This is a genomic window from Haloferax sp. S2CR25 (assembly GCF_031624535.1).
Taxonomy (GTDB): Archaea; Halobacteriota; Halobacteria; order Halobacteriales; family Haloferacaceae; genus Haloferax; species Haloferax massiliensis.
The window spans coordinates 887175-911517 of record NZ_JAMQOO010000001.1 but is presented as its reverse complement, the minus strand read 5'-3'; the positions used below and the strand labels follow the sequence as shown (position 1 = coordinate 911517).

At 68.7% G+C, this 24343-nt stretch carries 21 protein-coding genes and 1 pseudogene; 6 read left to right on the top strand and 16 right to left on the bottom strand.

Annotated features, from left to right (window positions below; translation table 11 throughout):
* The first annotated feature begins 22 nt into the window (after window positions 1-22).
* The 3 genes and pseudogenes from NDI65_RS04775 (at window position 23) to NDI65_RS04765 (ending at window position 3225) form a co-directional block, all read left to right on the top strand.
* Entirely contained in the window at window positions 23-823 is an 801-nt protein-coding gene (locus NDI65_RS04775; protein ID WP_089778946.1) for a 2-amino-3,7-dideoxy-D-threo-hept-6-ulosonate synthase, read from the top strand.
* An 80-nt stretch (window positions 824-903) separates the two neighbouring features.
* Window positions 904-1313 (top strand): annotated as a pseudogene (locus NDI65_RS04770) (methylated-DNA--[protein]-cysteine S-methyltransferase).
* A gap of 733 nt (window positions 1314-2046) precedes the next feature.
* Window positions 2047-3225, top strand: coding sequence for a 3-dehydroquinate synthase II (locus NDI65_RS04765; protein WP_089778944.1), 1179 nt, complete (start codon window positions 2047-2049; stop codon window positions 3223-3225).
* A gap of 65 nt (window positions 3226-3290) precedes the next feature.
* On the opposite strand, the gene NDI65_RS04760 is transcribed toward NDI65_RS04765, so the two are convergent.
* The 3 genes from NDI65_RS04760 to NDI65_RS04750 all read right to left on the bottom strand — a co-directional run bounded on the left by NDI65_RS04760 (window position 3291) and on the right by NDI65_RS04750 (window position 6096).
* Window positions 3291-3686, bottom strand: coding sequence for a hypothetical protein (locus NDI65_RS04760; RefSeq protein ID WP_089778942.1), 396 nt, complete (start codon window positions 3684-3686; stop codon window positions 3291-3293).
* Window positions 3687-3802: 116 nt separating this feature from the next.
* Window positions 3803-4897, bottom strand: coding sequence for a site-specific DNA-methyltransferase (locus tag NDI65_RS04755; protein WP_089778940.1), 1095 nt, complete (start codon window positions 4895-4897; stop codon window positions 3803-3805).
* A 194-nt stretch (window positions 4898-5091) separates the two neighbouring features.
* Window positions 5092-6096: a transcription initiation factor IIB gene (locus NDI65_RS04750; RefSeq protein WP_187367311.1), complete on the bottom strand. Its 1005-nt coding sequence runs from the start codon at window positions 6094-6096 to the stop codon at window positions 5092-5094.
* Window positions 6097-6360: 264 nt separating this feature from the next.
* Between NDI65_RS04750 and NDI65_RS04745 the strand changes: the two genes are divergently transcribed.
* Together NDI65_RS04745 and yjjX are read left to right on the top strand one after the other, a co-directional pair.
* Entirely contained in the window at window positions 6361-7146 is a 786-nt protein-coding gene (locus tag NDI65_RS04745; RefSeq protein WP_310893432.1) for a helical backbone metal receptor, read from the top strand.
* Window positions 7147-7166: 20 nt separating this feature from the next.
* The gene (yjjX, locus tag NDI65_RS04740) at window positions 7167-7688 is read left to right on the top strand and encodes an inosine/xanthosine triphosphatase (RefSeq protein WP_089778939.1); all 522 of its coding nucleotides are present in this window, start codon (window positions 7167-7169) and stop codon (window positions 7686-7688) included.
* A gap of 6 nt (window positions 7689-7694) precedes the next feature.
* Here the strand turns inward: yjjX and aglD are convergent, their stop codons facing one another.
* Window positions 7695-9569: a flippase domain-containing glycosyltransferase AglD gene (gene aglD, locus NDI65_RS04735; protein ID WP_089778937.1), complete on the bottom strand. Its 1875-nt coding sequence runs from the start codon at window positions 9567-9569 to the stop codon at window positions 7695-7697.
* Window positions 9570-9881: 312 nt separating this feature from the next.
* On the opposite strand from aglD, the gene NDI65_RS04730 reads away from it, so the two are divergent.
* Window positions 9882-10151 carry a hypothetical protein gene (locus tag NDI65_RS04730; RefSeq protein ID WP_004972643.1) on the top strand — a complete coding sequence of 90 codons (270 nt, stop codon included), beginning with the start codon at window positions 9882-9884 and terminating at the stop codon, window positions 10149-10151.
* Between the two features lie 246 nt (window positions 10152-10397).
* Here NDI65_RS04730 and NDI65_RS04725 read toward each other — a convergent pair whose 3' ends face one another.
* From NDI65_RS04725 to ppsA, 12 genes are all read right to left on the bottom strand, one after another.
* Window positions 10398-11021, bottom strand: coding sequence for a MarR family transcriptional regulator (locus NDI65_RS04725; protein WP_089778935.1), 624 nt, complete (start codon window positions 11019-11021; stop codon window positions 10398-10400).
* Window positions 11022-11103: 82 nt separating this feature from the next.
* The gene (locus NDI65_RS04720; RefSeq protein WP_089778933.1) at window positions 11104-12384 is read right to left on the bottom strand and encodes an SPFH domain-containing protein; all 1281 of its coding nucleotides are present in this window, start codon (window positions 12382-12384) and stop codon (window positions 11104-11106) included.
* Between the two features lie 137 nt (window positions 12385-12521).
* Entirely contained in the window at window positions 12522-13124 is a 603-nt protein-coding gene (locus NDI65_RS04715) for an NfeD family protein (protein ID WP_089778931.1), read from the bottom strand.
* Between the two features lie 79 nt (window positions 13125-13203).
* A complete protein-coding gene (locus tag NDI65_RS04710; protein WP_089778929.1) occupies window positions 13204-14442 on the bottom strand; it encodes a restriction endonuclease in 1239 nt (412 codons plus the stop codon).
* A 395-nt stretch (window positions 14443-14837) separates the two neighbouring features.
* Entirely contained in the window at window positions 14838-15074 is a 237-nt protein-coding gene (locus tag NDI65_RS04705; RefSeq protein ID WP_089778925.1) for a hypothetical protein, read from the bottom strand.
* A 44-nt stretch (window positions 15075-15118) separates the two neighbouring features.
* Window positions 15119-16876: a pyruvate kinase gene (gene pyk, locus NDI65_RS04700; RefSeq protein ID WP_089778923.1), complete on the bottom strand. Its 1758-nt coding sequence runs from the start codon at window positions 16874-16876 to the stop codon at window positions 15119-15121.
* Window positions 16877-16990: 114 nt separating this feature from the next.
* Window positions 16991-17278 carry a hypothetical protein gene (locus tag NDI65_RS04695; RefSeq protein ID WP_007275122.1) on the bottom strand — a complete coding sequence of 96 codons (288 nt, stop codon included), beginning with the start codon at window positions 17276-17278 and terminating at the stop codon, window positions 16991-16993.
* A 71-nt stretch (window positions 17279-17349) separates the two neighbouring features.
* Entirely contained in the window at window positions 17350-17655 is a 306-nt protein-coding gene (locus tag NDI65_RS04690) for a hypothetical protein (RefSeq protein WP_089778921.1), read from the bottom strand.
* A 104-nt stretch (window positions 17656-17759) separates the two neighbouring features.
* A complete protein-coding gene (gene metG / locus NDI65_RS04685; protein WP_089778919.1) occupies window positions 17760-19901 on the bottom strand; it encodes a methionine--tRNA ligase in 2142 nt (713 codons plus the stop codon).
* A 343-nt stretch (window positions 19902-20244) separates the two neighbouring features.
* Window positions 20245-20811, bottom strand: a complete 567-nt coding sequence (locus tag NDI65_RS04680; protein WP_089778917.1) for a VTT domain-containing protein — start codon at window positions 20809-20811, stop codon at window positions 20245-20247.
* 49 nt (window positions 20812-20860) lie between these two features.
* The gene (mfnA, locus tag NDI65_RS04675) at window positions 20861-21934 is read right to left on the bottom strand and encodes a tyrosine decarboxylase MfnA (protein WP_089778915.1); all 1074 of its coding nucleotides are present in this window, start codon (window positions 21932-21934) and stop codon (window positions 20861-20863) included.
* 128 nt (window positions 21935-22062) lie between these two features.
* Window positions 22063-24342 (bottom strand): phosphoenolpyruvate synthase, encoded by a 2280-nt coding sequence (gene ppsA, locus NDI65_RS04670; protein WP_089778913.1) that lies wholly within the window; start codon window positions 24340-24342, stop codon window positions 22063-22065.
* Between the last annotated feature and the right edge of the window lies 1 nt (window position 24343).

The following is a 24343-nucleotide window of genomic DNA, read 5'->3' as shown; positions in this document are numbered from 1 at the left end:
GCTCTGCCACCCTTTCTCATACATGAACACAGACATCGGACTCTCCGCACGACTCGACCGCATCTCCACAGACGGGCGATACCTCATCGTCCCGATGGACCACGGCATCACCCTCGGCCCGGTCACGGGCCTCGTCGACATCGAATCCACCATCGACGGCATCACGCGCGGCGGCGCCGACGCCGTCCTCACGCACAAGGGCACCGCGCCGCGCGTCCACCCGAACAAGAACGGCAAAGGCTACATCGTCCACGTAAACGGCTCGACGGTCATCGGCCCGGACGAAAACGACAAGCGACTCACCGGCACCGTCGAAGACGCCCTCCGCGTCGGTGCCGACGCCGTCTCCTTCCACATCAACGTCGGCTCGGACTACGAGCCCGACCAGATGACGCAACTCGCCGACCTCTGTTCCCGCGCCGCCGACTTCGGCGTGCCCGTCCTCGCGATGTCCTACGCCCGCGGCCCCGGCATCGACGAACAGGACCCCGAGGCGCTCGCCCACGCCGTCCGCCTCGCCGAGGAAGTCGGTGCCGACGTGGTGAAGACCGCCTACAGCGGCGACGCCGACTCCTTCGGTCGCGTCGTCGAGGCCACGCGCCTGCCGGTCGTCATCGCCGGCGGCAGTCGCGGCACCGACCGCGAGACGGTCGAGATGGTCCGCGGCACGATGGACGCCGGCGCGGCCGGCGTCTCCATGGGTCGCTCCATCTTCCAGCACGAGAACCCCGAGGCCATCACCCGCGCCGTCAGCGCCGTCATCCACGACGACGCAGACGTGGACACCGCGCTCGAACGCGCCGGGCTCGGCATCGAGGCGTAACGCGGCCGCGGCGTTCCGACGCTTTTCGGCTTTTTCGACCCGGCCTACAGATAGATACCCGCCGAGCGCGAACTCCGAGCATGCGCGTCACGATGTGGGGGTTCGCGGTCGATATCGACGACCGACTCGTCGGCTGTTCTGCCGACTCGCTCCGAAACCAACTCGCCGAGTACGAAGACGGCGAGCGCCGCGAGTTCGACGTAGACGTTCGGTTTCCCGACTCCTTCACGGCGAGGTGATGCGCGTCATGGCGTCGATTCCGCACGGCGAGACGCGCACCTACGGCGAGGTCGCGGCCGAACTCGACAGCCACGCGGTCGCCGTCGGCCAGGCCTGCGGGCGGAATCCGGTCCCGCTCGTCGTCCCGTGTCACCGCGTCGTCGGCGCGGACTCCCTCGGCGGCTTCTCCGCGGCCGGCGGCGTCGACCTGAAGCGCGCGCTCCTCGACCACGAGCGCGGCGCGGTCCAGACGGGGCTGGACGCGTTCTGACCGATTTCATATCGCCGTAATTGATTTATTCTGCGGTCGAAGGAGTCGAGCGACGCCACGCGCACTGGAGAGGTGCTTCCACCGATTCGATTGAATTCGCACTCTCCGTCCTCCTCGGTTCGAATTCGGTTGCGGACTCGAACGATGGGGTCGTCGCGACTGAGTGCCCCCCGACCTTGCCGCGTGCACGACTCGAACACCTCCCGCTTCGATGCCGAGGTGCGTCGTTCCGGCCTCGACCCCGGGGTTTTTGTTCGGCATATCGGGTCGCGTGCGCTCCGAACCCGTGGGGTGCAACCGCGGCCAGTCGGCCCGAATCCCGGTCGACCCGCTTCCAACTATTCCAACGTCGGCAGTCGACCGACCTCGAATCGGTGTCCGTTGGCTGGCTTCCGGAACCGAGTGGTGATATCTCGACTCGACCGCGAGAGACTGAACGTCGATTCGTGGTGTCGGCCAGCCAACGCGCTGGTCGTTCTCGATTTACACGCCCACCCTCGTGTTCGGCACAGTCTGCCGTCGCGTCCTGATACGCTCGCTTACCGAACTTCGACTCGCATCACTGCGCCGAGTGGTGCTGAATCGTCGTTGTTCACCCACCATCTCACCCCATATATACCACATAATGCGATACAGAATTCCCAAAGCGCGTCCGCATCGTCTCGACGCGACCCGTTCGCCGTCCGTTGATTCATTCGCCACGTTCAAGCCCGCCCACCGAGTGAAGTCGATAATGACACGAAGCGTCTGGCTCAAGGCCGACGACGCAGTCGGCGACTGGGAGACGCGGAAGCGACGCATCACGGCCGGACTGGAAGCCGGCGTCGACTGGGTTCTCGTCGACGAGGGCGACGTCGAACGGGTGCGCGAACTCGGCGACGTCAACGTCGCCGCGTTCCGAACCGACGCGGACGTCCACGTGATGGAAGCAGAGGAAGACGACACCGAGCCCGAGGCGCTCGCCGACGCCTACATCGTCGGCAAGGGCGGCGAGGGCGACGCGACCGTCGAACTCCCCTCGGACTTCTCCGGGTCTGCCGACCTGACGACGCTCCGCCGCGGCGACGACCTCGCAAACGGGTCGTACGTCCGCATCCTGAGCAAGGACTACGAGGCGTTCGCCGAGGAGGCCGCCCGCGACGGCGACTACACCATCGTCATCGGCGAGGACTGGACCATCATCCCGCTCGAAAACCTCATCGCCCGCATCGGCGAGGAGACCGACCTCATCGCGGGCGTCACGACCGCCGAAGAGGCCAAGACGGCCTTCGAGACGCTCGAACTCGGCTCCGACGGCGTCCTCCTCGACAGCGACGACCCCGACGAGATACGCAAGACCGTCGAGGTCCGCGACGAGGCCGAACGCGAGTCGCTCGACCTCGTCTGGGCCGAGGTCACGGAGGTCGAACGCACGGGGATGGCCGACCGCGTCTGCGTCGACACCGGCACCATCATGGACCACGACGAGGGGATGCTCGTCGGCTCGATGGCCCGCGGCCTGTTCTTTGTCCACGCCGAGACGGCGGAGTCCCCGTACGTCGCGTCTCGGCCGTTCAGAGTCAACGCCGGCGCGGTCCACGCCTACGCGCGGACTCCCGACGGCGGCACGGTCTACCTCTCCGAACTCGAAAGCGGTGACGAGGTTCAGCTCATCGACACGAACGGACGCACCCGCGAGGCCATCGTCGGGCGCGTGAAGATAGAAAAGCGACCGATGTTCCGCATCTCCGCCGACTACGAGGGCGACCGCGTCACCACGCTCCTCCAGAACGCCGAGACCATCAAGGTCGAGACCCGCGAGGGGCGGACGGCCGTCACCGACCTCGAACCCGGCGACGAGATGCTCATCTACTACGAGGACACGGCTCGCCACTTCGGCGAGGCCGTCGAAGAGAGCATCATCGAGAAGTAGTTCCGGAGGGCCGTTTTTTCGAAGCCGAGGGCGAGGACGGCGGTCGGTGTCCGTCGTCCGTCTCTCTATCCCTCGACCGTGTACCATTCGAGTTCCGTCGCACACCACGGACAGAAGTCGAGGTTCCGGTCGAGTTCGCCGCCGCAGACCGGGCAGGTCGGCTCGCCGTTCGCGTTGCGACCGCGCGGTCGACGCCCGACGCGGTAGGCGTCGAGCGCGCTCAGAAACAGCAGTCCGAGGACGGGGAACAGCACCTCTCTGGGGAGCGAGTCCACCGTCACGGTCGCCGGGTCGGCGAACGTCGAGAGCAACACCAGCGCCGCGCCGAAGACGAAGGTGAACCACGCGATCGCGCGTCGCCACTCGCGGAGGTAGACGTGGCCGGCCCCGGCGATTCCGAGCGAGGCACCAACCACGCCGACGAGGGCGGCGACGACCGCGCGACGACGAGCATCGGGCATTGTTCGTTGGCGTCGTCGTCCGCGCTCTTAAACGTCTGGATTGTCGGACAGTCGACCAACCAGTACCGAAGCACGCCGATGAGTGCCTGATACCCGCGAATTCGAGCCTTCCGAACTCAGTCGGTCGTCGTCGCGTCTTCCGAGAGTTCGGGCCGCTCCGACGCCTCGGCCGCCTCTGCCCCGTCGAACGGCTCGTGTTCGACGACGAACTCGCGGTCCGCCCCGTCGGCCGACGCCTCGACCGACGACGCGCGGTACAGTCGGATGCGACGCTCCTGTTTCGTCACGACCGGGAAGTCGTAGTGTTCGGCGTCGTGACCCGGGCGGTCGTCGCGGTCGGCGACGAACTCTCTGTGTGCGTCCAGTCGGCGTTCGACCTCCGCGCGCGAGCGTTCTGGGAGGTCGTCGAGTCGGCGTTCGAACCCCGAGACGAGGTCGGCGTCGAGGTCGTAGCCGACGGAGTCCCGGCCGGCGAACATGGCCGCGAGCGTCGTGGTCCCGGTGCCGACGAAGGGGTCGAAGACGGTGTCGCCGTAGACGGAGTACATCCGAATCAGGCGCAGCGGCAGTTCGACGGGGAACGCCGCCGAGCGCTCTCTGGTCCCCGAATCGAGGCGCTGGTCGGTCCCGCCGAACTCCCAGAGGTCGGAGAACCAGCGGTTGCGCTCCTCCCAGAAGAAGGCGCTCTCGTAGCGCCGCTCGTCGCCCGGCGGGAACGACCGCGGGGCACCCTTGCGGACCACGAGGACGTACTCGTGTTCGAGCGTGACGTAGGCGTTCGGCGGGAGCGTCCCCGACCCCATGAACTTCGTCAGACTGTTGGTCGGTTTGCGCCAGATGGCGTCCGGGAGCGGCGTCAGCCCGCGTTCGGCGAGCGCGGTGAGCACGCGGGCGTGGTTGGCGTACTGGCGGAACGACCCGTCGAGGCTCCGCGTCGCGTCGCCGACGTTCACGCAGGCCATCCCGCCGGGCGCGAGCACGCGGGCCACCTCGTCCCAGACGGCGTCGAGCTGTTCGTGCATCGCCTCGAAGGCGGCGTCCCCGTCGCCCGCGTCGAGCGCCGCGTCGACGGCGTCGTCGCGCGCCGAAAAGAGGTCGTCCCACATCTCTATCATGGGGTAGGGCGGCGACGTGACGACGAGGTTCACGCTCTCGTCGGCGAGTCCGGTGTCGGCGGCGTCGCCCACCGCGAGGGCGTGCGTCGTGCGCATCGTCCGGACGTGTTCGCCCCGAAACAAAACCCTTCGCCTCGGCGCGGGGGCGGTCGGCGCCGCGACGGGCGACCGCGACCCGCGACTCGCCGGTGGCGCGTCGCGTCGAGCGCCGCCGCTGGCGGGCGAATAACCGAAAATCGAGTCGTTTCGTCCGGTCGAACCGTCGCTCGGCGCGGGCGTCTGGCGCGCGCTCAGACGAGACCGAGGTTCTCCTCGGCTTCGAGGAGTTCGTGGTAGCGGTTGCGGATGGTGACCTCGGAGATGTCGGCCACGTCGCTGACGGCGGCCTGCGTCGTCTTCTCGTTGGTGAGGAGGGCGGCGGCGTAGACGGCGGCGGCGGCGAGGCCGACCGGCGACTTGCCGGAGTGGACGCCCTTCTCCTTGGCGTTCTTCAGGAGCTGGCGCGCGCGCATCTTCGACTCGTCGGAGAGGCCGAGTTCGCTGGCGAACCGCGGGACGTACTGCTCGGGGTCCGCGGGCTTGACCTCAAGCGAGAGTTCGCGCGCGATGTAGCGGTAGGTGCGGGCGACCTCGCTCTTCTCGACGCGCGAGACCTCCGCGATTTCGTCGAGCGAGCGGGGGACGCCGGCCATGCGGGCGGCGGCGTAGGTACACGACGTGGCGACGCCCTCGATGGAACGACCCGGCAGGAGGTCGTCGTCGAGCGCGCGGCGGTAGATGACCGATGCCGTCTCGCGGACGTTCTCGGGGAGGCCGAGCGCGGAGGCCATGCGGTCGATTTCGCCGAGCGCCTGCTTGAGGTTGCGCTCCTTGGAGTCGCGGGTGCGGAACCGCTCGTTCCACTTGCGGAGCCGCTGCATCTTCTGGCGCTGCCGCGCGCCGAGGGAGTTGCCGTACGCGTCGCGGTCGCGCCAGTCGATGTTGGTCGACAGCCCCTTGTCGTGCATCGTGTTGGTCGTCGGCGCGCCGACGCGGGACTTCTCGTCTTTCTCGCGGGCGTCGAACGCGCGCCACTCGGGGCCGCGGTCGACGGAGTCCGCGGTCACGACGAGGCCGCAGTCGTTACAGACGGTCTCGCCGTGTTCGTCGTCGGTGACGACGTGACCGCCGCACTCGGGACACTGCAGCGTGTCGCCCTTCGTCTCTTCCTGTTCCTCGGCCTCCTGTCGGCCGTTCTGCGTGTTTCGTTCCTGCTCCTGTGCGCCGGGGTTTCGGGTCCAGATTCGTTCACTCATGGATACGACGGCGGGTGCTCCGGGAATGGGTGGTTAGAGGCGGATAGAACCCGGATGCTGTCCGTAACACCAGCAACCGCAGACGACCGCATAAATGGTTTGGTATCGCTTTCGGCGAGCGGCGGCGTTTACCTGTGTGAGGCCGTCGCACGGGTAATTGAGGTTCGTGATGGATTCGGGGACGCATCGGCATTCATCGACGATTCGCCGGCGACCGCCGACGCGACACATACTTTTTCCGAAGGGTCGTTGCCACGACTACCCATGGCCGCGAATCCCCGCGTCGTCTCGCTCGCGCCGAGCGCGACAGCGATTCTCACCGCCGCCGGTCTCGACGCCCACGTCGTCGGGGCGACCGTCCACTCGCCGACCGACAAGCCGGTCGTCGGCGGCTGGTTGAACCCCGATTTCGACCGGGTCGCCGAACTCGCCGCCGACGCCGTCTGCACCTGCGACGACCTCCAGTCGGACGTCGCGGCGGCGGCCCGCGACCGCGGCTACGACGTGGTCCACGTCGCGCCCGCGACGCTCGACGAGGTGTTCGATTCGTTCCCCGTCGTCTGCGACGCCGCGGGCGACGCCGGCGCGGGGGCGACGCTCGCCGAGGACTGCCGCGACCACCTCGCCCGCGTCGCCGACGCGGTCGCCGGCCGCGACCGCCCGACCGTCTACTGCGAGGAGTGGGCCGACCCGCCGATGGCCGCCGGCAACTGGGTCCCCGACCTCGTCCGCACCGCCGGCGGCTCCGCCCCGCTCGTCGCGCCGGGCGAGCGGTCCGCCGAGGTCGACTCCGAGGCCGTCGCGGCCGTCGCCCCCGACCACGTGATTCTCCACCCCTGCGGGAAAGGCGAGCGCGGCGACCCCGAGGCGTTCGCGGCCCGCGGGTGGAACGTCGACGCCGCGGTCCACGCCGTCGACGACTCGCTTCTCAATCAGCCGAGTCCGGCCGTCGTTTCCGGCGTCGACCGACTCGCGCGACTGTTGCACCCCGACGCCGACCTCCCCGAGCCGTGGGTTCCCTCGGCGACCGAATCCGACGAAGGGAAATAACCGGGCGACGCGCTTCCGACATGGACATCGCGGTCGGAAGCGGCAACCCGGTGAAGCGGCGCGCGGTCGAACGAACCTGTCCCGACGCCTCCGTGGCGGCGGTCGCCGTCGACTCCGGCGTCTCCGAACAGCCGACGGGCCACGACGAGACCATCGCGGGCGCTGTCACCCGCGCGGAGCGGGCGCTCGACGCGGGCGACTACGACCTCGGCGTCGGCATCGAGGGCGGCGTGGCGACCTTCTCGGCCGGCGACGGCACAGACGAGACCGACCTGTACCTCGTGATGTGGGCGGCCGTGACCGACGGCGAGCGCGTCGGCCGCGCGGCGGGGCCGAGCCTCCCGCTTCCCGCCCGCATCGCGGACCGAATCGACGCGGGCGAAGAACTCGGGCCGGTGATGGACGACGTGCTCGGCACCGACGACATCGCGAAAAACGAGGGCGCGGCGGGCGTGTTCACCGGCGGTCGACTCACCCGAACCGACGCGCTCGAATCGGCCGTGACGGGCGCGTTCGCGCCGTTCCGTTGCGAGCTGTACTGACTCCCGTTACTCCGACTCGGCGAGTTCGCGCTCGTGGTCGCGCACGTCCGCGCTCTCTTCGACCGCGGTCGTCAGCGAGACGTTGAGCGACAGCATCGAGGCGACGCCGCCGACGACGGTGACGGCGTTTTTGACGGCGTGGTCGAGGACCGCCGCGGCGAGCGCGGCGGCGGGCGTGACCGGCGCGAGCGCGGCCATGAACACCGTGAAGGCGATTTCGTAGAGGCCGACGCCGCCGGGCGAGAGGGGAAGCACCTTCGCGAGGTTGCCGACGCTCACGGCGAAAAACGAGACGCCGACGAGGACGACGGGGTCGATATCGACGCCGAGCGCGAGCAGGACGACGACCGCGGTCACCACGTCGACGGTCCAGATGGCGAGGCTCGTCAGGCCGACGCGGGTGAAGGCGGCGCGGTTGCCGGCGACCGCCTGCAGGTCGGAGACGAACTGCTCGATGACGCCCGCGACGAGGTCGACGTAGGAGTCCGATGAGAACCGGCCGACGAACGCCCGGACGACGTTCCGGTCCGCGCGGGCCGACAGCGCGATGCCGAGGACGCCGAGGATGGCGACGACGCCGACGCCCGTGGCGACGTAGGCGACGGTGCGCACGTCGTCGGCGGACACGTCGACCGAGCCGCCGCTCACGCCGGTCGCCAGCACCGTGGCGATGTCGTCGAGGCCGCCGGTCGCCGCGAGGCCGACGAGGACGACGCCCGCGAGCCCCGCGATGGTGAGCAGGTCGAAGACGCGCTCGACCGCGAGCGACGCGAAGCCCGAGGGGTACGGGATGTTCCGGCGCGCCTTCACGACGTAGGCGCGCACGGCGTCGCCCGCGCGGGCGGGAAACACGAGGTTCCCGGTCTGACTGATGAATATCGCCCCCGTGAGGAAGCTCGCCTTCTCGCGGTAGCCGAGCTCGCCGAGGATGTCGCGGTAGCGAATCCCCCGGAGCGGCCACGAGACGACGTAGATAACCGCGGCGGCGGCGACGAGCGCGGGGTCGGCGTCGCCGAGCACCGAGATGACCTCCGAGGGGTCGATGTACAGCGTCATCAGCGCGAGCGCGAAGACGGTCAAAAGCAGACCGGCGACGATTGTCACCCGGCGGGTGATGCGCGGCCGGACCGACAGTTGCCACCACGTCCGGAGAATCTGGCTCCCCATCCCGAGGACGTCGCGGACGAGGTCGACTTTCGTGTCGCCTTTCGGCTCCCAGTCGACGGGGAACTCGGCGACCCGCAAGCCCGCGCGCTGGGCGCGGACGAGCATCTCCGTGTCCCAAAACCAGTGGTTGTCCTCCACGTCGTCGCGGAGCACCTCGAACGTCTCGCGGCTGAACGCCTTGAAGCCGCACTGGTGGTCGCGGAGGTCAGACCGGAGGAACAGCCGGACCAGCCCGTTGTAGACGCGGCTCGGCACGCCGCGTTTCCGCGGTCGGTCGGCGACGCGGTCGGGCATCCAGCGCGACCCGGTCGCGGCGTCGTACTCGCCGGAGCGGACGCGCTCGACCAGTTCTTCGAGGTGGCGCATGTCCGTGGCGAGGTCCGTGTCGAAGTAGACGAGCGTGTCGCCGTCGGCGGCCTCGAAGGCGCGTTCGAGCGCGCCGCCGCGGCCGAGGCGCTCGTCGCTGTGGTAGTGGCGAATCCGGTCGTCCTCGGCGGCCAACCGGTCGGCTATCTCCGGCGTCTCGTCGTCGCAGCCGTCTTCGGCCACGATGACTTCGAAGGCGTCGGCGGGGAGGAACGATTCGAGCGTCTCGACGGTGACGCGGACCGTGTTTTCGATGGTCCGCGCCTCGTTGTAGGCGGGGAGGACGACGCTCACTTCGACGCCGGCCGCGGTCGCGGCGGTCGGGCGTCGTTCTGTCGGGCGACCCATTGTCGTCGTATGGCCGCTATCCGCGTATGAATTTTCTGTCTTGGGACAGGTACGGTCCGTGAGACGGACAGTTCGGAACGTTCGGGTGTTCGGCGACCGCTTCGATGCGCCCCGGCGCGGCCCGACGCGCTCCGATGCGTCCGGCCTGTTCCCTCGTTGGTGTGTCCGCGTCGCGTGGGTGTTAGGCGACTGTACCTGCGACGGCTCGGTGGAGCCCTCCCGGCGGCTCGTTTTCGGTAAAAATCGCAAGACAGCGCCGTGTTAAGTTCCCGTACCAAACCCCTGATAGGCGTCTCGTCTCTCTGTGTAGGTATGAGCACGACCGCCTCCGCGACCGCAGTCGAGGGCGAGGTCCTCGACGCCAACCGCAGTCTCTCGGAGAAACAGCGCCGCATCCTCGACTACCTCCGCTCCAACGCCGGGGCGAAGACGTACTTCAAGTCCCGCCTCATCGCCGACGACCTCGACCTCTCGGCGAAGGAGGTCGGCGCGAACATGCGCCCCATCCTCGACGGCGACTTCGACGTGAGCGTCGAGAAGTGGGGCTACTCCTCGGGCACCACGTGGAAGGTGACCGTCTGAGCCCCCGCTGACGTTTCACTCAGGCCCCGCCGCACGCCGTCCTCGGCGTGCACCCCGGCGCGTCCTCCCTCGCGCCGCTCCCACCCGGAACGCCGTCGTCTCCCACCCACGCGTCGTTCCATCCCCGTTTTTCGGGTTTTCTCGCGTCCCAGCCCCGCCGCTGGGAGTCGGTATGGACACGGAACCGTCACACGGTACAGCGTCAGTCGCCCGTCTCGACCGCCGGCCTCGACTCGTCCGACCTCGTCAGGGGTCGAACCGGATGAGTTCGGCCGCGTCGTCGGCGAACGCCGCGGCGTCGGAGCCGAAGGAGTCGGCGTAGCGAATCAGGAGCGTGATGACCGTCTCGGGGTTGCGGACCGCGTAGCCGTCCTCGCGCGAGAGGAGGCCCACGGCGTCGAGTTTCTTCGCGTACGTGCTCACCGTCGCCCGCGAGACGCCGAGGCGGTCGGCGAGTTCGCTTCCCGTCGCGTCGGGGTCGCGAAGCAGGTGGACGAGCATCCCGCGCGGCGTGTCGCGGCGGAGATAGCCGAGCGCGACCTGCTCGAACTCGGAGAACCGACTCGCGGGGAAAAACCGCTTGTAGTCGCCGTCGCGGCGCACTTCGAGCGTGTCGTCGTCGACGAGGTTCCGGAGGTGGTACTGCGTCTCGCCGGTTCCCAACTGGAGGTCGTCGCGGACCTTCGAGAAGTGCGCGCCGGGCGTCGACGCGACGTAGCCGACGATGGCGTCCCGCGCGTCGCTCGACCCGGACGAGTCGTCGTCGCCGTCGTCGCCGCCCCCGAGGCCCACGAGCGGCGTCGCGGCCCCGAGCGCGGCGAACCGACGGAGGGTCGCGCGCTTGTCTTCGTCTACCCGGCGGTTCGACATCTACACCCACATACGAGACGGCGCGAAGAAAAGGGCTTCGGCATTCACACCCGTCCGAACCCGGGACGGTCGGTCGATGCGACTATTCGAGGTCCTTCTCGAAGGACATCTCGCTTTCGTCGTCGCCGTCGTCCTCGTCGCCGGCGTCTGTGGCCGGTTGGCCGTTGCCCGCGGAGTTCGCGTCCGCCGACTCGTCGGCCGCGGCGTCCGCGCCCTCGCTTTCCGCGACGACCTCGTCGGACGACTTGATGGGGGTCTCGTTCTCGTCGGCCTCGGCGATGACCTCGTCGGGCGACTTGATGTCGTTGACCTCCGCGCCGGCCTTGATGGCCTCCGCCTCCTGTTCGAGCTGTTCGACGTTCATCTCCGCGGCCTCGTCTATCTGTCCGAGAATCTCCTCGATGTCGTCGAGGCCGATGAGCTCGCGGGTCTCCTCGTCGAACTGCTTGCTGGAGAGGCCCTCCGTGTCCTGTACGTCGGAGCCGGTGAGCTGTTTGCCGTAGCGACCCACGAGCGACGTGAGCTCCTGCGGGAGGACGAACGTCGTCGACTCGCCCTGTCCGATGCGTTCGAGCGTCTCCATCCCCTTGTCGATGATGGCGCGTTCGCCCATCGACTCGGCGGACTTCGCGCGGAGAACCGTCGAGATGGCGTCGCCCTGCGCTTCGAGAATCTGCGACTGCTTTTCGCCCTGCGCGCGGATGATGTTCGACTGCTTTTCACCCTCGGCCTGTTCGACGGCGGAGCGGCGCTCACCCTGCGCTTCGAGAATCATGGCGCGGCGGCGGCGCTCGGCGGAGGTCTGCTGTTCCATCGCCTGCTGGACGTCGGCGCTGGGGTTGACCTCGCGGACCTCGACGGACTCCACGCGGACGCCCCACTCGTCGGTCGGCTCGTCGAGTTCCTTGCGGATGCGGGCGTTGATTTCCTGGCGCTTGTTGAGCGTGTCGTCGAGCTCCATGTCGCCGAGGACGGCCCGGAGCGTCGTCTGGGCGAGGTTGGAGACGGCGCGCTTGTAGTCGTCGACTTCGAGGAACGCTTTCTTCGCGTCCATCACCTTGATGTAGACGACCGCGTCGGCCGTGACCGGCGAGTTGTCGCGCGTGATGGCTTCCTGCCGGGGCACGTCGAGCGTCTGGGTCCGCATATCGAACGCGTAGGTCCGAGAGACGAACGGCGGGATGAAGTTGATACCCGGTTCGAGGAGCCGGCGGAACTCCCCGAACACCGTGAGCGCCTTCTTCTCGTAGGCGTCCACGATTTCGACCATCTGATACACCGTCACGATGGCGAGGACGAGCACGAGGAGGCCGGCGACGACGCCTCCGATACCCAGCCCCGCCTGGAGGGCAAGTAGGTCCATAAGCCCGCCTTGGGTTGGCAGAATGATAAGTATTCGTGTGGTTCGGCCGTCACGTCGGACGGTTTCGGGGTGACGGGGCGGCCAACGGCGGTTCGGGTCGATGCGGTTCGGGCCGACCGCGGCGTCGCGGACGCCGGTCAGACGCCTTCCGTACCCTCGCGTTCGAGTTCTTCGTCTCGCTCCGCGGACTCCTCGCGCCGTCGTCGCGCCCGCTCGCGGGCGAGTTCGCGGTCGATTTCGTCCTCGCCGGGGCCGACTGCCTCGACGGTCACGACGTTGCCGCCGCCGGGGTCGACGACGATGACCTCGGTTCCGACTTCCAACTCGCCGTGGACCGACCGGGCGGCGTAGTAAGGGTTGAACCCGCCCTCGTCGAGTTTGACCTCGCCGCTGGTCGGCGTGACGCGCTCCGTGACGCGCCCCATCTTCCCCGTCAGCGCGTCCGAGTCGCTCGTCTTCCCCTCTCCCTTGCCGCCGTAGATGTCGAGCTCTCGGTAGCCGTAGAGCGCGAGCGCGCCGAAGACCAACACGAGCAGGCCGAGGGCTATCGGGCCTGCGAGCGGCGCGATAAAGAGGCCGACCAGCCCCGCCGCGAGGAGGGCGACGCCGAGGACGACGAAGTGCGCGCCGGGGGCGATGGCCTCCGCGAGCGACAGGCCGAGCCCCGCGAGCACGAGCAAAAGCGGGAGCGTCTCGGGACTGACGAGACCGGTCTGTAACGGGAGCGGCGGGTGTGCCATACCGGGTCTAGGGCCGTCGCCCGATTAAGGATTGAGGGTCGAACGCGGCGCGGGTTCAGCGGGGGCGGCCGCTCCCCGCTCAGTCCTCGTCGTTCGGGTCGGTCGAGACCGACCGGTCGTGGACGAACGCCACGGAGTCCTCGTTCGTCGGCCGGACGAAGACGGTCCCGGTGGTCGCGTTCGTCGGCACGGAGAAGACGGTCCAGACGTGCGCGCGCTCGTCGGGGGCGAACAGCCCGCCGTTGCGGAAGCCGGTCGCGTTCGACAGCGGTTGGTAGCCGTAGCTGACGCCGTCGGACTCGAACACGAGCGCCGACTGTGGGAGCGACCCCGGCGCGTCGCCTCCGGCCGTGGCGTTGAGTCCGACGACGACGAACCGCTCTCCCTCCGGCGCGGCGTACGTTCGGTTGCCCACCCGAAGCGTGTCGGCGGTCCGGGCGTTCCACCGGGCGACTACGTCGGCGGAGTCGGCGCTCGCACCCGAGAGGGCGGAGACGGAGACGCCGCCTTCGTCTCCGCCGCCGTCGCCGGTCGGTCCGCCGAGTCCGTCAACCATCGGGCCGAGCACGGCGACGAAGCCGAGCGCGAGCACGAGCAACAGGACGGCGACGACGACGACGCGGACGCTCGGCGGCGACCCCGATTTCAGGTCGCCGACCGACGACGGGAGTCCGTCGCGGAGGGTGTTCCCAACGGATTTCCAGCCGCCGCTTCCGCCGTCACCGTCACCGCTACTTCCGCCTCCGCTTCCGTCTCCGCCGTCACCTCCGCCGTCGCCGTCACCGTCACCACCGCCGACGCCGATGCCGCTGGCGAGTCCGGCGAGTCGTTCGCGCGCGGCGGCTATCGGGAGCGACGCGAGCGCCTCTTCCAACGGTTCGGGCAGGTCGAACGGCAGGCCGAACTCGACTTCCGCCGTCTCGAACACCTCGCCGTCGGTGTACTGCTTGACGGTCTGTTCGAGGCCCTCGTCGGCGACGGTCCGGCCGAGTTCGTCGCGGTCGAACAGCGTCACGTCGTGGCTCGTGGCGAACCCGCGGACCGCGTCGGCGAACTCGCCCTGCGTGGCGACGACGACGGTGTCGATATCGCGCTTTTTCGCGTGCGCGACGAAGCCCTTGACGTGCTGTTTCTCGACCGTCGTCTCGACGGCCGGGAGCGCGAGCATGAGTCCCTTCGTGCCGTCGCCGCGCTGGCCCTGTACGAGGTATCTCCCCTCGCCGCGGGGCTGGACGTTCGTCTGCCAGTTCCGCTGGGTCCAGAGGTCCGCGAGGAACCGGACGAACTTCGCCGGGTCGAGTTCGACGAGTCTCGTCACTGTTCGCGTCCCTCCGGCTCGGTTGGGGCGGGTCGTCGGTCGTGTCCGCGTCGTCGGTCGTGTGTCATCTTGTCGTCTCGGTGTTCGTCCCGGCGGCGGCCGGCTCCGGCGGCCGCGAGACGACTGGGAGGGGGGTCGTCGCCGCGGCCGCGTCCGTCCCGGTTCGGGACCGTCGGCGTCGGAGCGCGGAGCGCCGCGGGGAGAATCGACGCGGCGACCGACGCGGAGGGTGCGCTTTGTCGGTCATTCCGTCCGTCCCGGTCGGGTGGTTGGCGGTGGTTTCCCTCGGGGTCACATAAATCAACAGTCCCGATTATCAAAACGGAAAGTCGGAGGCGAGACGGCGGCCGAACTCGGCGCTCGAAACAGGTCGCGGTCGGCGTCCGGCGGGTCGCTCAGAACGCGCCCGGGAACACGGTGACGACGATGAGTCCGACCGCGAGGAGGACGCCGAGCAGGACGAACGCGACGTTTTCGGCCCGCGGCGACTCCGGCTCGATGGGGAGCTGTTCGACCTCGGGTTCGTCGTCGATGATGCCGTCGGGACCGACGTCGTCGACGCCGAAGCGCCACTCGCCGTCGCCGTCAGCGTCGCGGTCGTCGTCGGCCTCGGGAGAGGGTGCGCGGGACATCGATTCGTGCGTAGGCGTCGCGTCGGGAAAGGGCTACCGCACTCCTACCGGCTGTCGCGGTCGTGGTTGATGACGTCGCCCTCGTAGACGATGCCGCGCTCGGCGTGGAGCGTGACGGTCGCGCCCTGCGCGATGGTTTTCGGAAGCGGCGCGCCCGACACCATCGGGATGTCGAGTTCGCGCGCGACGAGCGCCGGGTAGCCGGTCATGCCCGCGCGGGCGTCGACGATGCCGGCGAGCTTGTCGGCGTCGCCGTTGAACTCGCCGTCGAACTCGGCCGACAGCGCGAGAATCGCGCCCTCGGGGACGTCCGTGAGGTCGCCGTCCTCGGTGCGGTAGAGTGGGCCGGCGACGCGGCCGCCGACGATTTTCCGGCCCGTGGCGACGGGTTCGGCGGCGACGTGGACCTTGAGCATGTTCGTCGTGTTCGTCCCTTCGAGCTCCGTCATCATGCCGGAGAGGACGACGATGGTGTCGCCTGACTCCGCGACGCCGGCGTCGAGCGCGGCGGTGACCGCGTCGTCCATGACGCCCTCGACGCTCGGGCTGTAGTCGGCGTACTGCGCCGAGACGCCCCACGAGACGGCGAGTTGGCGGCGCGTCCGGTCGTTCGGCGTGACGGCGACGACGGGGACGCCGGGGCGGAACTTCGCGGTCTTCCGGGCGGTGTAGCCGGACTCGGAGACGGCGACGACGGCCGCGGCGTTCACGTCGCGGGCGAGGTAGCGCGCCGAGCGGGCCAGCGCCTCCGTGCGGGACCCCTCGTCGGCGGTCGGGACGCGCTGTTCTTGGCTCTCGTCGTACTCGGGGCTGGCTTCGACCTCCTCGACGATGCGGGACATCGTCTCGACGACGCGGACGGGGTGGTCGCCGACGGCGGTCTCACCCGAGAGCATCACGGCGTCGGTGCCGTCGAGGACGGCGTTGGCGACGTCAGACGCCTCCGCGCGGGTCGGGCGGCGCGAGCGGACCATCGAGTCGAGCATCTCGGTCGCGGTGATGACCGGCGCGCCCGCGGCCTGCGCTTTGCGGATGGTGCGCTTCTGGATGATGGGAACTTCTTCGAGGGGGCACTCGACGCCGAGGTCGCCGCGGGCGACCATCACGCCGTGGGCCGCCTGGATGATTTCGTCGAGGTTCTCGACCGCGCCGGCGCGCTCGATTTTGGCGATGATGGGAATCTCCGCGCCGAGGGTTTCGAGGGTGTCGCTGATGGTGTAGACGTCCTCCGCGTCGCGGATGAACGAGGCGGCGACGTAGTCGACTTCCTTCTCCGCGGCGAGCTTCAGGTTCTCGTAGTCGGAGTCGGTGATGAGGTCGATGTCGAGGTCGACGCCGGGGACGTTCACGCCCTTGCGCGAACTGAGCTTCCCGCCGGAGACGATGGTCGCGTGGACCGAGTCGTCCTCGACGTACTCGACGGTGGCCTCGATGCGGCCGTCGTCGAGGAGGATGGTGTCGCCGGCCTCGGCGGCGGTGATGGAGTACGACAGGCCGACGGCCTCGGGGGTGGCGTCGTCGCCCTCGTAGAAGCGGACCTCGCTTCCGGTTTCGAGGTAGATGTCCTCGTCGATTTCGGCGGTTCGCACTTCGGGGCCCTGCAGGTCGAGCATGGCCGCGAGCGGTTCGTCGGTCGCGTCGTCGACGGCGCGGATGCTGTCGATGACGTCGGACCGGTGTTCGACGTTGCCGTGGCTCGCGTTCATCCGGGCGACGCTCATGCCGGCGTCGGCGAGCCCGCGAATCGTCTCCCGGTCGAAGGACGCGGGACCGAGGGTGCAGACGATTTTTGCGTTTCTCATGGCATCGCCTACGAGTGACTGATAAAAAAGCCCGATGATGAACTCGGTGCCGAGTAACGGGTTCGCATACGTACTCTCTATAGTTCGCCCACCGAACTGACCGCTCGGTCGACCTCACGCAACTATAATGGTCGTTTGGTAAATTTCTCCGTCGTATCTGACGTAGCCGGGGTCGCGGAACTCGTTTCTGTCCGTTCCCTTCCGGAGCGTCACGGTCTCGCCCCCGAGCGCCTGCCGGAACGCCGACTGTTGGTCGGGCGCGAGGTTCTGATACGAGACGGCTCCCTCGCCCTGCGGGAGGTCGTCGACTCGGGTGACGCTCAGCCTCGCCGTCCCGCTTCCGCCGCCGAGACAGCCCGTCGAGAGGACGAGCGCCGCGGCGAGCAACACGCTGATTCGCATAGCCGGCGCTCCAGCGTCATCGCTCAAATCGGCTCCGGTCTCGGCGCGGGATTCGAGCGCCGAACGCCTGCTCAGGAGGAGACGGTCGTCCGGTAGACACCGCCGTCGTACCGGACGTAGCCGGGGTCGACGAACTCGTTTCGCGCCGCCTCGTTCGGTAGCGCCGCCGGTTCGCCGGTCGAGACCGCCTCCTCGAACGCCTCGCGCTGGTCGGGGTCGAGGTTGCCGAAGGCGACCGCGCCCTGTCCCTGCGGGAGTTCGTCCACGCGCTCGACGGTCAGCGTGCCCGCGCCGCCGCCCGTGACCGCGGCGACGACGCCCGCGAACACCGCGAGCGCGACGACGATTCCGACCGCTTCCCGTCTTCCGATTCGCATGGGCGACGCTCGGGAGTCGGCGCAGTTAGGCGCTGTGGTCCGCGTCTGGAACGGGGCGGCGTCGGAAAAAACGGCGCGTCGAAACGTCGCTCGCGGGCGGTCGCTTACTGGACTTTCGTGCCGGGGACGGCGTCGCCGTGGGTCGTCAGGAGGTCGGCCTCGTCGCCCGCGGCCAACAGCATCCCGTTGGACTCGACGCCGAACAGTTCGGCCTGTTCGAGGTTGGCGACGATGATGACCTTCGACCCGGAAAGCGAGTCGAGGTCGTGGAGCTGTTTGATGCCGGCGACGATTTGGCGCTCTTCGACGCCGATGTCGACGGTGAGCTTGGCGAGTTTGTCCGCGCCGTCGATGCCCTCGGCGGCGACGATTTCGCCCACGCGCAGGTCGAGGTCTTGGAACTCCTCGAAGGAGATGCGGTCGTCCGCGATGGGTTCGAAGTCGATGTCGGCGTCGGAGTCGGTGTCAGCGTCCATGTTCTCCTCCGCGTCCTCGTCGGACTCGTCGCTTTCGGATTCCGTCTCGGCCACGCGCGCTTCGAGCTTCTCGTTGAGCTCCTCGACGCGCTCGGCTTCGATTTTCTCGAACAGCGCCTCGGGCTCGCCGAAGGTCGCCGGCGGGGCCTCGAAGGCGTCGTCGACGCCGGTGTCGGTCACGGAGCCGTCCTCGCCGAGCTGTTCCCAGAGCGCCTGCATCTTGCCCGGCGCGACGGGGAAGAACAGCACGGCGATGGCCTTCGCGATCTGGACGCAGTCGCGGATGACCTGCGCCGCGGCCTCGGGGTCCTCGTCGGTGAGCTTCCACGGCTCGTTGCGCTGGATGTACTCGTTGCCGAACTGCGCGAGGCGGACGGCGGCGTTGCCGGACTTCCGGACCGAGTAGTCGTTGATGCCGGCTTCGAACTCGTCGATGGCCTCCTCGATGCGGGTTTCGACTTCCTCGGACACCTCCGCGTCCGGCGTCCCCTCGAAGTTGCGGTACGCGAAGAGCATCGACCGGTAGAGGAAGTTGCCGACCGTGCCGACGAGTTCGCTGTTCACGCGGTCTCTGAACTTCGACCACGAGAAGTCAACGTCCTGCTGGAACCCGCCGTTGGTGGCGAGGTAGTACCGCAGCAGGTCGGGGTGGAAGCCCTCGTCGAGGTACTCGTCGGCCCAGACGGCGCGGTTGCGCGAGGTGGAAAAGCCCTTGCCGTTGAGCGTGATGAAGCCGGAGGCCATGACCGCGCGCGGCTCGACGTAGCCCGCGCCGCGGAGCATCGCCGGCCAGAAGACGGTGTGGTGCTGGATGATGTCGCGGCCGATGATGTGGACGATGTCACCGCCGGACTCCGTCCGGCGAGCCTCCGAACCCGCGTCGGATTCGGAGACGCCCGCGTCCTTCCACGCGGCCTCCCAGTCGAACGTGTCGGCACCGACGCGTTCGGTGTACTGCTTGGTCGAGGAGACGTACTCGATTGGCGCGTCGACCCAGACGTACAGCACGAGGTCGTCGCCCTCCTCCCCGGGGTAGTCGATGCCCCAGTCCATGTCGCGGGTGATACACCAGTCCTGCAGTTCGCCCTCGATCCACTCGCGGGGCTGGTTCCGGGCGTTCGAGGTGCCTTCGAGGCGGTCGATGAACTCCTGGAGGTAGTCTTGGAGGTCGGAGACCGCGAAGAACTTGTGTTTGCGCTCGCGGTACTCCGCGGGGTTGCCGGTGAGCGTCGAGGTCGGGTCTTCGATTTCGCCGGGTTCGAGGTGGCGGCCGCAGCCCTCGTCGCACTCGTCGCCGCGGGCGTGCGCGCCGCAGTAGGGACAGGCCCCCTCGACGAAGCGGTCGGGGAGCCACTGGTCCGCGTCGGGGTCGTAGGCGACCGGAATCTCCTTCTCGTAGACGTAGCCCTCGTCTTCGAGCGTCCGAACGATTTCCTGGGTCAGTTCGGTGTTCGTCTCGTCGTGGGTGTGGCCGTAGTTGTCGAACTCGATGTTGAAGCGGGGGAACGTCGCCTCGTACTTCTCGTGGTGGCGGAGCGCGAACTCCTCGGGCGTGACGCCCTCCTTCTCGGCGTTGACGGCGACGGGCGTGCCGTGCATGTCAGACCCGCTGACGAAGGCCGTCTTTTGGCCGAGTGTTCGCAGCGAGCGACTGTAGATGTCGCCGCCGACGTACGTTCTGAGGTGGCCGATGTGGAGGTCGCCGTTCGCGTACGGCAGTCCACACGTCACCACTGCTGGCTTCTCCGTGGGGAAGTCCTCGTGACTCATATGTGTCGTGTATCTCGGAAGCGGGCCTAAAGCCCGCCGCTTCGGATGCGTCCGGCTGGCGGTGCGATTCCGCCCCGAGGTTCGCCGGGTCCGACCGTCGACTCACGTTACCGAGGCGACGGCCGGAGGCGGGTCCACCCGCGGCTAAAAGGAAGCGCGCATACGCATGTTGTCGGGGAGACCCGTCGCGGTCACACCGGTACTGAAGCCGAGCGCGCGTATAAATCATCGGGACCGCCGCAGTCGACCGACCGCGACGGGCTTCGAAGCAAGTGGCTGACAGCGGTACTGACGGCGACGCGACAACGACGGCGGGGTGAGTCGACCCGCGCGTTCGCCCCGCTCAGAGGAACGCCAGCGCGGCCTCGATACCGATGACCGTCACGACGAGGCGGCCGCAGGAGCCGACGAACGTCGCGGCGGCGAACCTGAGGTAGTCGTCTTCGAGGACCGAAAACGCGTAAATCGACAGCGTGTCGGGGAACCCCGGCACGCAGAGCGCGGCCGCGAGCCCGGCGAAGCCCCAGTTCTGTGCGATTTGGACGGCCGTGCGCTCGGTCCAGCCCATCACGTCGACCGGGAGCCGTTCGAGCGCCCGCTCGACGTAGCCCGACTCCGTCGTCTGGCGGCCGATATAGAACGCGAAGACGCTCCCGGCGGCCTTGCCCGCGCCGCTGACGAGGATGATGACCGCGAGTTTCGCGCTGTAGGGGAGCCCGAGGTCGAGCGGCGCGGCGAGAACGATTTCGCTCACGCCGGGGAGGGCGAAGGCGATGAGAAACGAGTACGCGAAGATGATGACTAACCCGACCCAGCCGGTGGCCGTCTCGACGAGCGACGAGAGCCACGAGAAGTCGGGGTACAGCCCGAGCGTCAGGTCTGCGAGCGATGCGAACGCGGTGAGGGACACACGAGAGGGTCGAAGCCAGTCGGTTGTAAGTTTTCAGGTTCGGACCGGCTCAGTTGCGCGCCGGTCCCGACCGGAGGTCGTCGAGGTCCGAGAGGAACGCCCGGAGCGACTCGCGGGAGACGTGCGGCATGCAGACGATGCGGAGCTCGCCGCTCGCGGTCCGCGAGATGCGCCAGCCGAGGTCGCGGAGCGACTCGAACTGCCCGTCGGGGACGCTCGCGGCGACCAGCGGGAGTTCGGGCTCGACGGCGTCGTAGCCGCGGGCGCGGAGTTCGTCGTAGAGCCAGTCGGCGTTGGCCTGCTGGCGCTCGTAGACGTCGCGGTAGCCGTCGGGCCAGAGTTCGCGCATCGCGGCGGCCGCGGAGGCGACGCCCGCGCCGCTTCGCGTTCCGGTGAGGCTCGCCTGCGACGCGGATTCGAGGTACGGCGTGTCGACCGCCAGCGAGTCGACGACCGACTTGTCGCGGAACAGCAGGCCGCCGGCGGGGACGACCGCCTGCCCGTACTTGTGGGGGTCGATGGTCATCGAGTCGACCGGGGCGTGGGCGAACGACCACTCGTGGTCGGTGAAGGGGAGGACGAAGCCGCCCCACGCGGCGTCGACGTGCATCAGCGCGCCGGCGTCGTGGGCGACCGCAGTCAACTCGGGAATCGGGTCGACGCGGCCGAACTCGGTCGTGCCGGCGACGCCGGCGACGAGGACGGTGCGCTCGTCGACGGCCTCGCGGACGGCCGCGACGTTCGCGCGGTAGTCGTCGTCCACGGGCACGATTCGGAGTTCCACGTCGAGCACGTCGGCGGCCTTCTGGAAGCTGAAGTGGATGCTCTCGGGGGCGACGACGTTCGGGTCGTCGTCGCGGGCGTGGTTTCGCGCGGCGCGAATGGCCTGGATGTTGGCCTCGGTCCCGCCGCTCGTCACGTAGCCGTGGGGGGCCGAGAGGCCGGTGATATCGCCGAGGTACGAGAGTGCGTCTTCTTCGAGGGCGGCGACGGCCTGATAGGTCGCCGGGTCGCCGGGGTTTGTGGCAAAGAACCGCTCTGCGGCCTTCCGGGCGGCCGGGTGCGGTCGGGTGCACATCGAAGAGAGGACGCGGTCGAACTCCTGCGGTGCCGCGCGCTGCATGCATCCCATTATAACCACACCCAGTATATCGGTTCCGCTCCGTTGCGCCGCGTCGCCCAGCCGACAGCCGCCGCTACGCGGACGTGAAACGGCGGAAACGCGGGGGGTCGGCGGGCTCTCGTCGGGCCTCAGCGGACCGAGTCGAGGAGGAGCCGCTGTTCGACGCGCTTGACCTCGTGTTGCACGTCGCGGACGGCGTCGATGTTGGCCGAGATGGAGCTGACGCCCTTGTCGACGAGGAACTGGACCATCTTGGGCTTCGAGCCGGCCTGCCCGCAGATGCTCGTCTTCACGCCCACCTCGCGGCACGTCTCGATGGTGTCGCCGATGAGCTTGAGCACCGCCGGGTGCAGCTCGTCGTAGATGTCGGCGACGTGCTCGTTGTTGCGGTCCACCGCGAGGGTGTACTGCGTCAGGTCGTTCGTGCCGAACGAGGCGAAGTCGATGCCGGCGTCGGCGAGCTCCTCGATGCAGAGCGCCGCCGCGGGCGTCTCTATCATGACGCCCCACTCGCGCTTTTCGGGGTCGATGCCGGCCTCGCGCATGTGCTCTTTCGCCCGGAGCACGTCCTCGGCGTCGTTGACGAGCGGGAACATGACTTCGAGGTTGTCGTAGCCCATGTCGAACAGGCGGCGGAACGCCTGCAGTTCGAGCCGGAAGACGCTCGGGTTGTCGAGGCCGCGGCGGATGCCGCGGTAGCCGAGCATCGGGTTGTGCTCGCGCGGCTCGTTCTCGCCGCCCTCCAGCTGTCGGAACTCGTCGGTCGGCGCGTCGAGGGTGCGGACGCGCACCGGCCGCGGGTAGAACTCCTCTGCGACCTCGCGGACGCCCGAGACGATTTCGTCGACGTAGGCGCGCTCGCCGTTCTGCTCGATGAACCGCTCGGGCGTCTTGCCGAGCGTCAGGACCATGTGCTCGATGCGGAGCAGGCCGACGCCGTCCGCGCCCGTGGCGGCGGCGCGCTCGCCGGCCTCGGGGATGGAGACGTTGACCTTGACCTCGGTCGCGGTCATCGGCTTGACGGGCGTCTTGGGGCGGGCCTCCTCGACGGGCTGGCGCTGTTTCTCCTCGGGTTCCTCGCCCTCGCGGATGGTCCCCTTGTCGCCGTCGATGGTGATGATCTCGCCGTCTTCGAGCGTCTTCGTCCCGTCGCCGGTGCCGACGACCGCGGGCACGCCGAGTTCGCGCGAGACGATGGCCGCGTGGGAGGTCATGCCGCCCTCGTCGGTGACGATGCCGGCGGCGCGCTTCATCGCGGGGACCATGTCCGGCATGGTCATCTCGGTGACGATGATGTCGCCCTCGGCCACCTGGTCGAGGTGGTCGAGCTTGGTGACGATGCGGGCGCGGCCGGAGGCGATGCCGGGGCTCGCGCCGAGGCCGCGGATGAGCACGTCGTCGCCGGTCGCGGTCGCCCGCGAACTCCCGCCGCTGTCGCTTTCGCCTTCCTCGCCGTCGTCGCCCTCGGCGATGGTCGTAATCGGGCGCGACTGGAGCATGTACACCTCGCCGTCGTAGACGGCCCACTCCACGTCCTGCGGCGTCTCGTAGTGGTCTTCGACCAGTTCGCCGAGTTCGAGGAGGCGGGACACCTCGTCGTCGGTGAGGACGCGCTCGTGGCGTCGGTCGTTCGGCACGTCGCGCATGACGGTCTCGCCGCTTTCCTCGTCGCGGACGCACATCGTCTTCTTGTCCGCGATGGTCGCGGTCTCGACCTCGCCGGTCTCGCGGCTGACGACGTAGTTGTCGGGCGAGACGGTGCCGGAGACGACGGCTTCGCCCAGACCCCACGCCGCCTCGATGATAATCTCCTTCTTGCCGGTCGAGGGGTGGCGGGTGAACATCACGCCGGACTTCTCGGCGTCGACCATCTGCTGGACGACCACCGCGATGTCGACCTTGTCGTGGGGGAAGCCCTTGCGGTTGCGGTAGTAGATGGCGCGCTCGGAGAACAGCGAGGCCCAACACTCCTTGACGCGGTCGAGGAGGTCCTCCTCGGTGACGTTGAGGAACGTCTCCTGTTGGCCCGCGAAGGAGGCGTCAGGCAGGTCCTCGGCCGTCGCGGACGACCGGACGGCGACGAAGGCGTCGCCCTCGCCGACGCTCCGGTAGGCGTCGAGAATCTCCTCCCGCACGTCGTCCGGCATCGGCGTCTCCATGATGAGGTCGTGCGCCGTCTCGTGGGCCGCCTGCAGCGCCGCGGAGTCCTCGTGGTCGACCTCGACCGCGGCGAACAGCTCGTCGTCGATGCCCGCGTCCTCGATGAACGCGCGGTACGTGCTCGCCGTCACGACGAATCCCGGCGGGACGGGAAGCCCCGCACCGGTTAGTTCGCCCAGCGACGCGCCTTTCCCGCCGACCAGGTCGAGGTCGTCGGCCCGTACGTCGTCCAGCCAGACTACAGCCATG